Origin of the sequence: Streptomyces sp. NPDC014727, assembly GCF_043083485.1 — a bacterium.
Classification (GTDB): domain Bacteria; phylum Actinomycetota; class Actinomycetes; order Streptomycetales; family Streptomycetaceae; genus Streptomyces.
Genome location: NZ_JBIBYR010000036.1, coordinates 33,896 through 46,581, shown reverse-complemented (window position 1 = coordinate 46,581; position 12,686 = coordinate 33,896). Strand labels below are relative to the sequence as shown.

Below are 12,686 nucleotides of genomic sequence, written 5' to 3'. Positions count from 1 at the left end.
GCATGTCCGCCGTCGTGTCACGCGAAGAGTCGCCGCCAGGTCTCCGGACCGGGGTAGCCGTCGGCCGCTCCGCCCCGCCAGCCCTGGGCCCGCTGGAAGGCCTCGACGTTGCGCCGGTCCGCCTCGGTCCAGCGAGGCCCCGGTCCCGACCGGTAGTACGTGCCGTATCCCTTCTTCACCAACTGCTTGCCGAGCCTGTCGACATGGCTGTTGGACTGGCCGGGCCGAAAATAGCCGCGGCCCGGGAACGTCGAATCAGAGTTCGAACCCCCCTGACCGCCTCCACTTCCGGTGGGGACGTCACGACCGGTTCCACCGATCAGCAACCGCCAGGTGTCGGGGCCGGGGATCCCGTCCGCCTCCTTGCCCTTCCAGCCCTGGGCCTTCTGGAAGGCCTGGGTCGCGAGCCGGTCGGCGTCGCCCCAGACCGGGCCGGGACCGACCTTGTAGAAACGTTTGCCGCCCCGCTCCACGAGCATCTTCCCGAGCCGGGTGACGTACGCGTTGCTCGCTCCGGGACCGAACTTCCCGGCGCCCGGGAACTCCGTCGACGACGACGGACCGCTGCCTCCGCTGCCGCTCCCGCTGCTGAGACCCTTGTACCGGTAGGCGACGTACTTGCCGGAGTTGGTCCAGTACGCCATGGGTGTCGTCTGTTTGCGGGTGTGCGGCTTCGTCTGCTCGTACGCCGTGTAGTGGGTGTGCGTGTAGTCGGTCCAGCCGCCGAAGATCGTGACGTGCGAGCCCTTCGCGGGGTTCGCCGGATTGTGGAAGAGCAGGATGTCGCCCGGCTGCAGATCCTCCCGCGCGATCCGCTGCCCGAACTTGGCGAGGCTGCCGGTCCACTCGTTGCCGGGCAGGTTCCAGGCCATCGACACATAGCCGGAGCAGTCCTGCCGGTACCCGTCGGACCAGTACTTGTTCATGCTGTACGGAACCTGCGCGGCCACCCACTTCTTCGCGCGGTTGATGATCGCGGTCCTGCTGGTCCGGGGCAGCGTGCTGCCCGTGGACGAGGGCGGGCCCGAGGCCCCCGCGCCCTTCAGCGGTCCGGGCCTGCCCTGCGGGCTGTCCGGATCCCCGTCGGCCGGGGCGAGCGGGTCGCCCTCGTCGGCCGGGTCCGCCGGAGCCGTCGACACCGTCGTCTCGTCCGTCCGGGCGGCTCCGGTCGCCTCCGCCGACCGGTCACCCGGCGCGCTCGCCGCCTCCGCAGCGCCGGTGCTCAGCACCACGCCGGCCGCGGTGACCAGCACCAGCGCACGGCGCGCGCCGTGGGCGGCCGGATGACCTCCGTACCGCACGGGCAAGGCACCGGCGGCGGTTCGCCGTTGCGCGGCGCACCCCGCACAGATGCAGTCGATGGCGGGCACGTACTCCTCGAAAGCCGGCACAGTCATGCGATTCCCCTCCGCACTCGTCAAGATCTTTGGGCGCATGTGCACGGGCGTCAGTGTCTCAACTCTCCTGACATAATGCATTTTGACGGATAGAAGAGAAAAAACGACCATCCGACAGGCCGTGAGGGACCGGAAATAGTCAGGAGCACGCCCCACCTTCGGGTAGAGTTCTCCAGGTCAGCAGGCGCCGCTAGCTCAGTTGGTTAGAGCAGCTGACTCTTAATCAGCGGGTCCGGGGTTCGAGTCCCTGGCGGCGCACGCAGAGTCAAGACCCCCTCACTGCACGTGAGGGGGTCTTGTTCGTTTCCGAAGAAGGCCTCCGCATCACCGCCTTCGCGAACATCGCGTGACCGCCACGCAGCCGACGCGCGACCCGCGCACAGCCGGCCCGCCGCGGACACGCGGTCACCGTCCCGTCACGCAGCGGCTCGAAAATCCTCCGCCGCAGGAGGGCCCGGTACCGCGCGCGGACCGAGCACGGCAACCACAGCTCGGCGAGGGCCCGGCCGCGAGGACGGATCCGTGTCCGCCCTGAACTGGATTCGCGCGGCACCGAGTTGTGGTCCGGTCCTGGGGACGGGTGCCTGGGGCGCGCCGATCGACCCGACGATCAGGATGATGCTGTACGGCTCCCGTACTGTCCGCCGCGGTGCGGGAGTTGGGCACATCGAAGCCGCCGCCCACGGCCTCAGGTGCCGTCGCTCCCGCCGGACTTCCTTCCGGTCAGGTAGGCCGACACGACCACATTCGCGTCGTAGGAGCGCGATGCCCGGTCGTAGGTGCCGCCGCAGGTGATCAGGCGGAGTTCCGCGCGGCCCTGCTTGCGGGGGCCGTAGGCCTTGTCGGCGTTGAAGCGTTCACGGGTGAAGACCTGGACGTCGTCGACGGTGAATTCGGCGACGCTGCCGTCCGCGCGGGTCACCTCGACCTTGGCGCCGGCGCGGGCCGCGCTCAGTCCGTAGAAGACGGCCGGCTCGGTCTCGGTGTCGACGTGGCCGACGAAGAGAGCGGGACCCTTCGCGCCGGGCTCGGCGCCGTCGCCGTACCAGCCGACGGTCCGGGGCGTGTCGAACGACGGTGGTTCGATCGCGCCGTCCTCGTCCAGGCCTCGGGCGATCACGGGCGCCTCGATGCCGAGCGACGGGATCTCGACCCGCTTCGGCACGGAGCCCCCGACCGGGTCGTGCGGCGGGGGCAGCGGGACACCGAGCGGACGCCCGACCGCGGCGATGTCGCCGGTGGTCGGGGCGGAACTGGCGCCGGAGCCGTCGGTGATGTCGCGGCCCCAGAGCCACAGGCCCATCAGCAGGACGGCCCAGGCCACTCCGGTGAGCAGCCGGCCGTGGTCCGAGGGGCGGTCCGGGGCGGACACGTCAGTCCTTGGCCGTGCGGCGACGGCGCACGCTGCGGAACACGACGACGACGACCGCGACGGCGGCCAGGACCAGGCCGATCACCGCCTGCACGAGGCCGGGACCGTTGTGACGAGCGGACTCTTCGTTGAGCAGGGCGGTGCCGCCCCCTCCGGCGCGGACCGGGGCCAGCGGCGTGGGTCTGTTCCGGTCGGCGACCGTGACCTTGCCGGACATCGTGGTGCCCCGGCCGTCCGAGCAGACAACCCGGATGTCGTGGTCGCCCGGGGAGGCGTCCGAGCTGATCCGGGCCTCGGCGGAGAGGCCGCCGTCCGTGGCGGGCGAGAACCGTGCCTCGGAGACGAAGGCATCGGATTCGCCCTTGGCCTCCTTGCCCTCGCAGCTGTCCAGCCGCAGGTCCACCCCGTCGCCCGGGGCGGCGGAGAGCGGGGTCACCGAGAGGCCGGTTCGACTGCCGGAGCCCGTCCCCGGGCCGGAACCGGTGCCGGAGCCGGAGTCGGCCAGCGCGGCGGAAGCCGGCACCAGGGTCGCCGCGACCACTGCGGCGGCACAGAACGTGAGGGGTATGGAACGCATCGTAAACCTCCTCAGGAAAGGTTCACGCCTGCGTCGGCATTCCGCATCCGCAGGAGCGGGGGGAACGGGGCGCGCGGGGACCGCCCCGGATCGTCCCCGCCCCTCTCCTGGCGGGGCCCGCCGGGCTCAGCCCACGTCGATGAGGTCGACCAGGTCGGCGATGGAATCGACGACCCTGGACGGCCGGAAGGGGTACTTGTCGATGTCGGGGACGGTGGTGAGACCGGTCAGGACCAGGAACGTCTGCATCCCCGCCTCCAGTCCGGCCAGCACGTCGGTGTCCATCCGGTCGCCGATCATGGCGCTGGACTCGGAGTGGGCCCCGATCGCGTTGAGCCCGGTGCGCATCATCAGCGGATTGGGCTTGCCCGCGAAGTACGGGGCCTTGCCGGTGGCCTTGGTGATGAGGGCGGCGACGGACCCGGTCGCGGGCAGCGGGCCCTCGGCGGACGGGCCGGTCTCGTCCGGGTTGGTGCAGATGAAGCGGGCACCGCCGTTGATCAGCCGGATCGCCTTGGTGAGCGCCTCGAAGCTGTACGTACGGGTCTCGCCGAGGACCACGTAATCGGGGTCGTGGTCGGTGAGGACGTAGCCGATGTCGTGCAGCGCGGTGGTGAGCCCGGCCTCTCCGATGACGTACGCCGTGCCGCCGGGCCGCTGGTCGCCCAGGAACTGGGCGGTGGCCAGGGCGGAGGTCCAGATGTTCTCCACGGGCACGTCGAGACCCATGCGGTCGAGACGGGCGTGCAGATCACGCGCGGTGTAGATCGAGTTGTTCGTGAGGACGAGGAAGGGCAACCCCGAGTCCCGCAGCCGCTTGATGAAGGCATCCGCCCCGGGGATCGGTGTCCCCTCGTGGATCAGGACTCCGTCCATGTCGGTGAGCCAGGATGAGATCGGCTTGCGCTCTGCCATGTGGGACTCCTGCCGTACGCCGTGTGCGGGGACGCCGGCGGCACCGCGTTGTGCAGCGCCGACGTCCCCGATTTTAGAGCGTCCGTTCGACCGACAGGTACTGCCGGAACGCTCGGTGCGAGCCGGGACCGGGACCCTGGCCGTCCGGTCGGATCAGCCCGGCGTGATCCGACCGGACGGACCAGACCCGTTACCTTTTTGCGATGGTGTACCGGGCCCGGTTTCCCCGCGATGCGTCCGAGGGCCGCGTCAGCTGCCGGTGGCCGACTTCCAGGCCCCCACGTACGTGTCCAGGTTGGTGCCGATGTCCGACCAGTCGGGCGCGAAGACCTCGACGCCGTCCATCAGCTCGGCGAGCGCGAGGGCGTTGGCGTCGGTGGCCTCGACGTCCTTGCGGGCGGAGAAACCTCCGCCGACCGTGCTGACGTCCTTCTGGGCCTGCTCGGAGAGCATGAAGTCGAGCAGCTTCTTGCCATTGGCACTGTGCGGGGCCTTGTCGACCAGGCCGGCCGCGTACGGCAGGGCGAACGTGGTGGGCTTGCCGCCCTCCTTCGCGGGGAACCAGATGCCGAGGTTGGGCATGTCCTTGGACTGCGCGTAGTTCATCTGGACGTCGCCGTTGGCGGCGAGCAGTTCGCCCTTGTCGACCTTGGGGGCGAGCTTGCCGGTGGAGGCGGACGGGCCGACGTTGTTGGCCTGGAGCTTCTTCAGGTACGCCATCGCCGGCTCCTTGCCGCCGAAGTCGTGCATGGCCTTGATGAGTACGGCCGTGCCGTCACCGGCGACTCCGGGGGTGGAGTACTGGATCTTGTTCTTGAACCTGCCGTCGAGCAGCTCCTCCCAGGTGGTGGGTGCCGACTTCAGCTCCTTCTTGTTGTAGATGAACCCGAAGTAGTTGTTGACGACCGAGGTCCACTTGGAGTCGGACGCCTTGTCGGCGCCGTCGACCTGGTCGGAACCGGCCGGCGCGTACGCCGCCAGAAGCCCCTTGCTGTCGGCCTGCTGGATGAACGGCGGCAGCGTGACCAGCACATCGGCCTGGGTGTTGGACTTCTCGCGGACGGCGCGCTGCACCATCTCGCCGGAGCCGCCTTCCACGTACTTGACCTTGATGCCGGTCTGCTTCTCGAAGTCCTTGAAGACCTTGTCGTACCAGCCGTCGCCGTTCTCGCCCTTGAGGCCGTCGGCGCTGTAGACGGTCACGACCTTCTCGTCGGATGCGGCCGAGGAGCCGCCGCAGGCGGAGAGGGTGGCGGCGAGGGCGAGGCAGCCGGTGACGGCGGCTATGGGCTTGAGGTGGTTCTTGCGCATGGCAGTCGTATCTCCTGGAAGTCGGCCGGGAGCCGGCCGGAGTCAGTACGGGGGTGTCGGCGGATCAGCGGAACGAGGCCCTGGTGCGGATCCGGGAGACGCCGAGCAGCACGAGCAGCGTCGTTCCCATCAGGACCACGGCGACGGCCGCTCCGGTGAAGAGCGAGCCGCGGTCGGTGGCCGCGAAGATCTGCACCGGGAGCGGTGTCCAGTCCGGCGGGTAGAGCATCATCGTGGCGCTCAGCTCACCCATGGACAGCGCGAAGCACAGCCCCGCCGCCGCTGTCAGGGACGGCAGCAGGAGCGGCAGCTTGACGCGCCACAGGACGTACGAGGGGCGGGCACCGAGACTGGCCGCCGCCTGTTCGTACATCGGGTCGAGACGCACTATCGCCGCCGAAACCGACGAATAGGCGAACGCCGTGACAAGAATCGTGTGCGCCAGGATCACGATCCAGCTCGTCCCGTTCAGCAGCATCGGCGGTTTGCTGAAGGCGACGAGCACGGCGAGGCCCACGACGACGGACGGCACGGCGACCGGCAGCATGAACAGCGCGTCGAGGAACCTTCTGCCGCGGCTGCGCAGCGAGGCGGCGGCCAGGGCGGCCCAGGAACCGACGGTGAGGGCGAGCAGACTGGCGCTGACGGCGGTGATCAGGCTGGTGGTCAGGGCCTGCAGGGAGTCACCGCCGGTCGCGGCCGCGTAATGCCCGGTGGTCGGCCCCGAGGGGAAGGCGCCGGACCAGTTGGTGGTGAACGACGCGGCGAGGATGACCAGCAGCGGCACCGCGAACAGGGGGACGAAGAGCACGAAGAACACGGCCCAGGCGGCCCACTTCCCCGTACGGCTATGCACCAACACGGCGGCTCACCATCCGATACAGGCTGTAGAGACCTACGGAGATCGCGATGTTGACGACTGCGACGACACAGGCTGCCGGGTAGTCGGACTCCAGGATCGCCTTGCTGTAGACGAGCATCGGCAGGGTCGTGACCCCTTTCGCGCCGGTGAACAGCACGATGCCGAACTCGTTGAGACACATCATGAGGACGAGGCTGCCGCCCGCTGCGAGCGCGGGGATCGCCTCGGGGAGGATCACCTGCCGCACGATCCGGGCCGGCTTCGCGCCCAGCGAGGACGCCACCTCCAGCTGCGCGCTGTCGAGCTGCGAGAACGCGGCGAGCAGGGGGCGCATCACGAACGGGGTGAAGTAGGTGATCTCGGCGAGCAGGACGCCCCACGGGGTGGTGAGGAAGTCGAAGGGGCCGCTCGACGCCCCGGTGACGTCCGTCCAGAGGCCGTTGGCCATGCCGACGCTGCCGTAGATGAACAGCAGGGCGAGCGTGATCAGGAACGACGGGAAGGAGAGGAAGACGTCGATGAACTTGGCGACCGCCTTGCCGCCGGGGAACGGCACGAACGCGATGACCATGGCCAGGACGAAGCCCAGCACCAGGCATCCGACGGTCGAGCCGACCGCCAGCCAGACGGTGGTCGTCAGCGCGGAGCGGAACGACTCGGAGGCGAACACCTCGCCGTACGGGGCGAGCGAGGTACCGCCCTCGTCCGGGCTGAAGGACTGCTGGACGACAAGGGCCAGCGGGTAGAGGAAGACGAGCGCGAGGACGGCGACGGGCGGCAGCGCCCAGACGAAGCGGGGGATGCGGCGGGCCTCGCGGGCCGGGGCCTGCGGGCCGGCCGCCGGGGGCGTCTCCCCGGACGGGCCGGTCCCGCTGCCGCCGGTGCGCTGACGGGGCGTCTTCGCCGCCGTGATGCCCGGGGTGACGGGCTGCACGATGCCAGGGCCTCCCGTTCGGATCATGCCGGGCTCGCGTGCCCCCGCACCGCGCCTCGCCGCGTTGTCGTCTGTCACCATGGCTCCGCCATGCTTCCCTCCTCCGCCTTGCGATGCGCGGCATCGGACCTCGCTCCCTGATCCGGCCTGATCCGAACGAAAGACCCTAGCCATCGGCCCCTCCTCCGGCTCCCGGCGCCGCGCCCACGGGCAGCAGCACCGCGTCCTCGGCCGCGAAGTGCAGCGTGACCTTGTCACCGAGCGCCGGGGTCTCGCGCAGTTCGCGGAGGTCCGCCTTGACCCGGTGCCCGTCGATGTCGACGTACAGCCGGTGCGTGGAGCCCCGCCACTGGACCTCGGCGATGGTGCCGCTCAGCGCGTTGGGCCCGTCGCCGAGCCCGACCAGGTGGGGCCGGACGCAGAGCGTGGCGGTGGCACCGCCGGGCACTTCGCCGGTCGGTACGTCGAGCGCGCGTCCCGCGAAGTCGACGGTGCCGGCGCCGTCGGCGACGGTGACCGGCAGCAGATTGGCGTTGCCGACGAACGACGCCGTGAACTCGGTACGCGGACGGCGGTACAGCTCCTGCGGGGTGCCGCAGTCCTGCAGCCGGGCCTTGTCCATGACCGCGATCCGGTCGGCGAGGGTGAGCGCCTCCACCTGGTCGTGGGTGACGTACAGGATGGAGACGTCCGGCAGCTCCCGGTGCAGTCGCGCCAGTTCGGCGAGCATTCCGGAGCGCAGCTGGGCGTCGAGCGCGGAGAGCGGCTCGTCCAGCAGGAGAACGCCGGGGCGGATGGCCAGCGCGCGGGCGATGGCGACGCGCTGCTGCTGGCCGCCGGAGAGTTCGCGCGGGTAGCGCTCGGCGTAGCCGGCCATGCCGACGAGTTCGAGTGCCTCGGCGACCCGCTCGGGGATCTCCGCCTTGGCGACCTTGCGGGCCTTGAGCCCGAAGGCGACGTTGTCCCGGACCCGCATGTGGGGGAAGAGGGCGTACTGCTGGACGACCATGCCGATGCCGCGCCTGTGCGGCGGCAGGCCGGTGACGTCGCGGTCGCCGAGGTACACCCGGCCGGAGACGGGCTGGACGAATCCGGCGACGGCGCGCAGGGCGGTGGTCTTGCCGGACCCGGAGGGCCCGAGCAGCGCCATGACCTCGCCGGGTTCGACGGTCAGTTCGAGCCGGTCGAGGACGGTGTTCCCGCCGTACGCGACGCTGACCTGGTCGAACCTGATGCCGCTGCGGACGGCGTCGGCCCCGCCCGTCATGCCTCCGCCCGCGCGATCAGGTCCGGGAGCTCGGCGACCGAGCCGAGCACATGTGTGGCGCCGTGACGGGTCAACTGTTCCTTGTCGTGGGCGCCGGTGAGCACGCCCGCGACGATCCCGGCCCCGGAGCGCACGCCGCTGAGCATGTCGTACGAGGTGTCGCCCGCGACCACGATCCGCTGGACACCGTCGACGGCGCCGGTGCGCAGGAACGCCGCGAGGACCATGTCGGGGCAGGGGCGGCCGCGACCGCCCGCGTCGGCCGGGCAGAGGGTCAGTGCGACCAGGTCCTGCCAGCCGAGCGCGGCCAGGATGGCGTCCTGGGTGGTGCGGGCGAAACCGGTGGTCAGGACCACGGTCCGGCCCTCGGCCTTGAGCCTTTCGATGGCCTCGCGGGCGCCCGGTACCGGCGCGATCCGGCCGCCGTCCACCAGCTCCCCGTACGCCTCCTCGAAGGCGGTGTTGGCCCGCTGGGCCCGGTCCTCGTCGCCGAAGAGGTGACGGAAGACGGAGATCTTGGACTCGCCCATGGTGGCGCGCACGTAGTCGAGCTTCTCCGCGTGGTCGGCGGAGCCCGGCTCCACGCCGAGGCGCTCGGCCGCGACGGAGAACGCCTGCTCGACGAGGCCGCCGTCGGCGACGGTGGTGCCGGCCATGTCGAGGACGATCAGGTTCAGCCCGTCGGTGGTGTTCGACGTGTCGGTGTTGCTCAACTTCTTCACCAGCCCAGTTCGTTGGCGGTCGTTTCGGCGATGGCGGGCGAGCAGGTCATGCCGCGCCCGCCCGGACCGGTGACCAGCCAGACGCCGTCCCGCACCTGCTGGCGGTGGACGACACGGCTGGTGTCGGTGCACTGGGCGTAGACGCCGGCCCAGCGGTGGCGGATCCTCGGCAGCGGGCGGCCGAGGAAGGACTCGACGACTCCGGTGAGGTGCTCGTACGGCTCCTCGACGGTGTCGAAGGAGAAGGGGTGCTCGTACTCGTGGGTGTCGCCGATGGTCAGCCCGCCGTCGCGGCGCTGGACCATCAGGAGCTGCATCCTGTGCTGTGCCGCGGTCGGCGCCTGCACCTGTTCGGCGTTGAGGGTGTCCAGCGCCTCGCTGCGGTACGCCGGGTAGTAGCGGAAGCTGTCGGCGTCGGCGACGGAGGTGGTGAGCCGCTCACCGAGCGGGTCGGTCTGCATCATCTGGAGCCGGACGCGGCGCACCGGCAGATCGGGGCCGGCCAGTTCGCGCACGAGTCCGCCGAGCCAGGCTCCGGTGGCCAGGATCACGGCGTCACCGGTGTGGACATCGCCGTGGTCGTCGCGGACGGAGGCGGTGCCCACCACCTCGCGGACCTCGCGCCCGCCGAGGTACGTATACCGGCCCGACTTCAACAGCTCTCGCTTGAGGGCCAGTTGGGCGGTGCGCGGCTCGACCGCGGCGTCCCGCTCGCACCACAGGGCGGCGGCGAATCCGCCGCGCAGCGCGGGGTTGATCGCACGGGCCTCGTCGGCGGTGAGCAGCTTGTAGCCGCGGGCCGCCGCGTCGGGGCGGGCGACGGCCGCCTCGGCGACGGCGATCTCCAGCCCGGTGCGGAGCGGGGTGAGCGAGCCGCAGGCCCGGAAGCCGAGATCGGGGACCCGGGCCCCGATGCCCTCCCACAGTTCACGGGCGCGCAGCGCGGTCTCCAGCTCCTCGCCACCGGCCCGGCCGCTGACCCATATCTGTCCGAAATTGCGGAGCGATGCCCCGCGTGCCTCGCTCTCGCGCTCGATCTGTACGACCTCGTGGCCGCGGTTCACTGCGTGCCAGGCGTGCATGGTTCCCACCACGCCGGCTCCTACGACGATGACTCTCACGACGGCCACGCTCCTCGGGGTCGGTGACGCGTACGGATCGGTAGGGCAACGCGAGGGTGAACTGGGCCCCAAGCTTGGACTAGACCCGTTACATTCTCGTTACCTCAATGAGTCGGCCGCCACCGTCGCCCGGAGTCGTTCAGCGCCCGTCCTGCGCGCCCAGGTGTGCGGTGAAGGAGAACCTGTCCCCGCGGAAGAGGGTCCGTACGCGCTCCAGCGGCTCGCCGTCGGTGTCGCGCGAGATCCGGTGGATCAGCAGCATGGGCAGCGCGGGCGGCGTACCGATGAGCAGCGCCTCGCGCGGCGTCGCGAGCACGGTCTCGATCCGCTCGTCCGCATCGCCGAAGGAGATCCCGAGCCGGTCGCGCAGATGGGCGTAGAAGGACGAGTCGGGGTCGAACCCCGTGTCCAGGTCCGGTACGCGGGCGACGGAGACGTAGGTGCTCTCCAGGCCGACCCGGTCGTCGTCGGCGAGCAGCACCCGCTCCAGGTGCCAGACCGGTTCGCCGCGCGCCACCCCGATGTCGGCGGCCAGCGCCTCGGGGCAGGGGAACCGCTCCAGACCGATGAGGCGGCGGCCGGGGGTACGGCCCTGGCGGCGCACGCCCTCCGTATAGCTCGCCAGCGAGAGCGGCTGCTCCAGCTTGGGGCCCGCGACCACGGTGCCGCGCCCCTGGCGGGCGAGCCGCCCCTCCAGCAGCAGTTCGCGCAGCGCCTGGCGCACCGTCTCGCGCGAGACCTCGTAGCGCTCGGCGAGATCGCGCTCGGTGGGCAGCATGCCCCCCTCGCCCAACTCCTCTATGAGGAGGGAGACATGAGCCTTGACCGCGTAGTACTTGGGGATGCGGCCGTGCTCCGGGATGCCGGAACGGATGGGTGCGCCAGGTGTCTGGTCGTGCGGGTAGTCCACGCGCCCGATGGTGGCAGACGGACATGAACACGCGTGAACGGCCGATGGCGGGAAGGGGCGGTTCAGGGGTGGGGGCGGCGCGGACGGCGGGTCCAGAACACCATGGCCCCACCGCCGATCAGGAACCCGGCGACGGTGACGCCGGCGTACGCGACGGCGTCCGAACCGGTCGCGGCCAGTTCGGGGAGACCGCTCTCCCCCGGTGCCCGGCCGGGCCGGACCGGCCGCGGGGTGTCGCCGCCAGCGCCGGTCCGGGCTCCGTCGGGCGCGGCGTCACGCGGGGTGTCGCGGGGGGTGTGGACGGTGTCCTTGGTTCCGCCGATGTCCCCGGGCTCGTCGACGTCCCCGGTTCCGCGGATGCCCCCGGGCTCATCGGGCTCTTCGGTCCCGCCGCCGTCGTACTCGACAACGGTGAACGGGTAGTCGTCGCTCTCACCGACCCAGGCCCCGTCGTCCGTCTCGGACGTGCCGCTCGACCCGTGCTGCCGCTGGACGATCGCGGCGTTGGCGGTGATCCGTCCCGGGCTGGTGTCGGAGGTGAACGCCATCCGGACCTCGACGGTGACGGTTGCGCCCGCGGGGATGGTGAAGCCCTCGAAGGTGTCGTCGCCGTCGCCGTCGAAGACGCCGATCTGCTCGTCCTGGTCGCTGGTCTCCCAGCTGACCCGGTGCTCCACTTCGGGACGGGTCTGTTCGGAGAACTTCAGCTGGATCTGGTCGGAGGTCAGTTTGCGGTCCTCGTCGGTGAGGACCAGCACCGGATGGATGGCCCGGCACGGCTCGGTGGTGGTGTTGGTCAGGTCCAGGTACCAGGTCCCGTAGCCGCCGCCGGACGCGTAGGTGTCCGGGCCGCCGCGGATACGGGTGCTGATCGGGAACTCGCTCGCCGCCGGATCACCGCAGGCCGCCGGCTGGTCGGCGGTGGCGGTCTTCGGCTTCGAGACCGGGGCGGCCGAGGACGCCGCGGCGGCCGGAGCGGCGGACGCGCCGGTGAGGACGGCGGGAACCACGCTCGCCGCCGCCAGCCCGAGCGCCAGCCCGTGCCGCGTCCGCCCGGGGAGCGGCGACACGCGCAGGGGCGGCGAGGGAGGCCGCGCGGAGGCGGTGGACACCGGGATGGACGCCCCGTCGGCGAGCGGGAGGGACACGGGGCTCGCCATGGGGAGGGATGCGGTGCCGGACGTGAAGGGCGATACGGCGTCGGCCGCGCGGCCCGTCCCGGAGCCGGCCGGGGAGGGCGTGGCGGACGAGGGGGGTGTGGAGGGCATGCGGGGATCACCCTTCGCGGCTCGCGGGAC

At 71.1% G+C, this 12,686-nt stretch carries 12 protein-coding genes and 1 tRNA gene; 1 reads left to right on the top strand and 12 read right to left on the bottom strand.

Annotated features, from left to right (window positions below):
• Positions 1-17 precede the first annotated feature (17 nt).
• Entirely contained in the window at positions 18-1,397 is a 1,380-nt protein-coding gene (locus tag ACF1B9_RS33995) for a peptidoglycan-binding protein (RefSeq protein WP_391741608.1), read from the bottom strand.
• 184 nt (positions 1,398-1,581) lie between these two features.
• Between ACF1B9_RS33995 and ACF1B9_RS33990 the strand changes: the two genes are divergently transcribed.
• Positions 1,582-1,655, top strand: a tRNA-Lys gene (locus tag ACF1B9_RS33990).
• 430 nt (positions 1,656-2,085) lie between these two features.
• Here ACF1B9_RS33990 and ACF1B9_RS33985 read toward each other — a convergent pair.
• From ACF1B9_RS33985 to ACF1B9_RS33935, 11 genes are all read right to left on the bottom strand, one after another.
• Entirely contained in the window at positions 2,086-2,769 is a 684-nt protein-coding gene (locus tag ACF1B9_RS33985) for a class F sortase (protein WP_391741607.1), read from the bottom strand.
• 1 nt (position 2,770) lies between these two features.
• The gene (locus ACF1B9_RS33980) at positions 2,771-3,346 is read right to left on the bottom strand and encodes a hypothetical protein (protein WP_391741606.1); all 576 of its coding nucleotides are present in this window, start codon (positions 3,344-3,346) and stop codon (positions 2,771-2,773) included.
• A gap of 126 nt (positions 3,347-3,472) precedes the next feature.
• The gene (locus ACF1B9_RS33975) at positions 3,473-4,261 is read right to left on the bottom strand and encodes an HAD-IIA family hydrolase (protein ID WP_391741604.1); all 789 of its coding nucleotides are present in this window, start codon (positions 4,259-4,261) and stop codon (positions 3,473-3,475) included.
• A gap of 249 nt (positions 4,262-4,510) precedes the next feature.
• The gene (locus ACF1B9_RS33970; protein ID WP_391741603.1) at positions 4,511-5,572 is read right to left on the bottom strand and encodes a 2-aminoethylphosphonate ABC transporter substrate-binding protein; all 1,062 of its coding nucleotides are present in this window, start codon (positions 5,570-5,572) and stop codon (positions 4,511-4,513) included.
• A 64-nt stretch (positions 5,573-5,636) separates the two neighbouring features.
• On the bottom strand, positions 5,637-6,434 hold the full coding sequence (locus ACF1B9_RS33965; RefSeq protein WP_391741601.1) for an ABC transporter permease: 798 nt from the start codon (positions 6,432-6,434) through the stop codon (positions 5,637-5,639).
• A complete protein-coding gene (locus ACF1B9_RS33960; RefSeq protein ID WP_391741600.1) occupies positions 6,421-7,368 on the bottom strand; it encodes a 2-aminoethylphosphonate ABC transporter permease subunit in 948 nt (315 codons plus the stop codon). The genes ACF1B9_RS33965 and ACF1B9_RS33960 overlap by 14 nt, the downstream gene beginning before the upstream one ends.
• 166 nt (positions 7,369-7,534) lie before the next feature.
• On the bottom strand, positions 7,535-8,635 hold the full coding sequence (locus ACF1B9_RS33955) for an ABC transporter ATP-binding protein (RefSeq protein ID WP_391741599.1): 1,101 nt from the start codon (positions 8,633-8,635) through the stop codon (positions 7,535-7,537).
• The gene (locus tag ACF1B9_RS33950; protein ID WP_391741598.1) at positions 8,632-9,357 is read right to left on the bottom strand and encodes a phosphonatase-like hydrolase; all 726 of its coding nucleotides are present in this window, start codon (positions 9,355-9,357) and stop codon (positions 8,632-8,634) included. The genes ACF1B9_RS33955 and ACF1B9_RS33950 overlap by 4 nt, the downstream gene beginning before the upstream one ends.
• Positions 9,354-10,478: a TIGR03364 family FAD-dependent oxidoreductase gene (locus ACF1B9_RS33945; protein WP_391741597.1), complete on the bottom strand. Its 1,125-nt coding sequence runs from the start codon at positions 10,476-10,478 to the stop codon at positions 9,354-9,356. Before ACF1B9_RS33945 ends, ACF1B9_RS33950 begins: the two co-directional genes overlap by 4 nt.
• A gap of 139 nt (positions 10,479-10,617) precedes the next feature.
• Positions 10,618-11,388 (bottom strand): GntR family transcriptional regulator, encoded by a 771-nt coding sequence (locus ACF1B9_RS33940; protein WP_351073320.1) that lies wholly within the window; start codon positions 11,386-11,388, stop codon positions 10,618-10,620.
• A 62-nt stretch (positions 11,389-11,450) separates the two neighbouring features.
• Positions 11,451-12,656 (bottom strand): hypothetical protein, encoded by a 1,206-nt coding sequence (locus ACF1B9_RS33935; protein WP_391741595.1) that lies wholly within the window; start codon positions 12,654-12,656, stop codon positions 11,451-11,453.
• Positions 12,657-12,686: the final 30 nt, after the last annotated feature.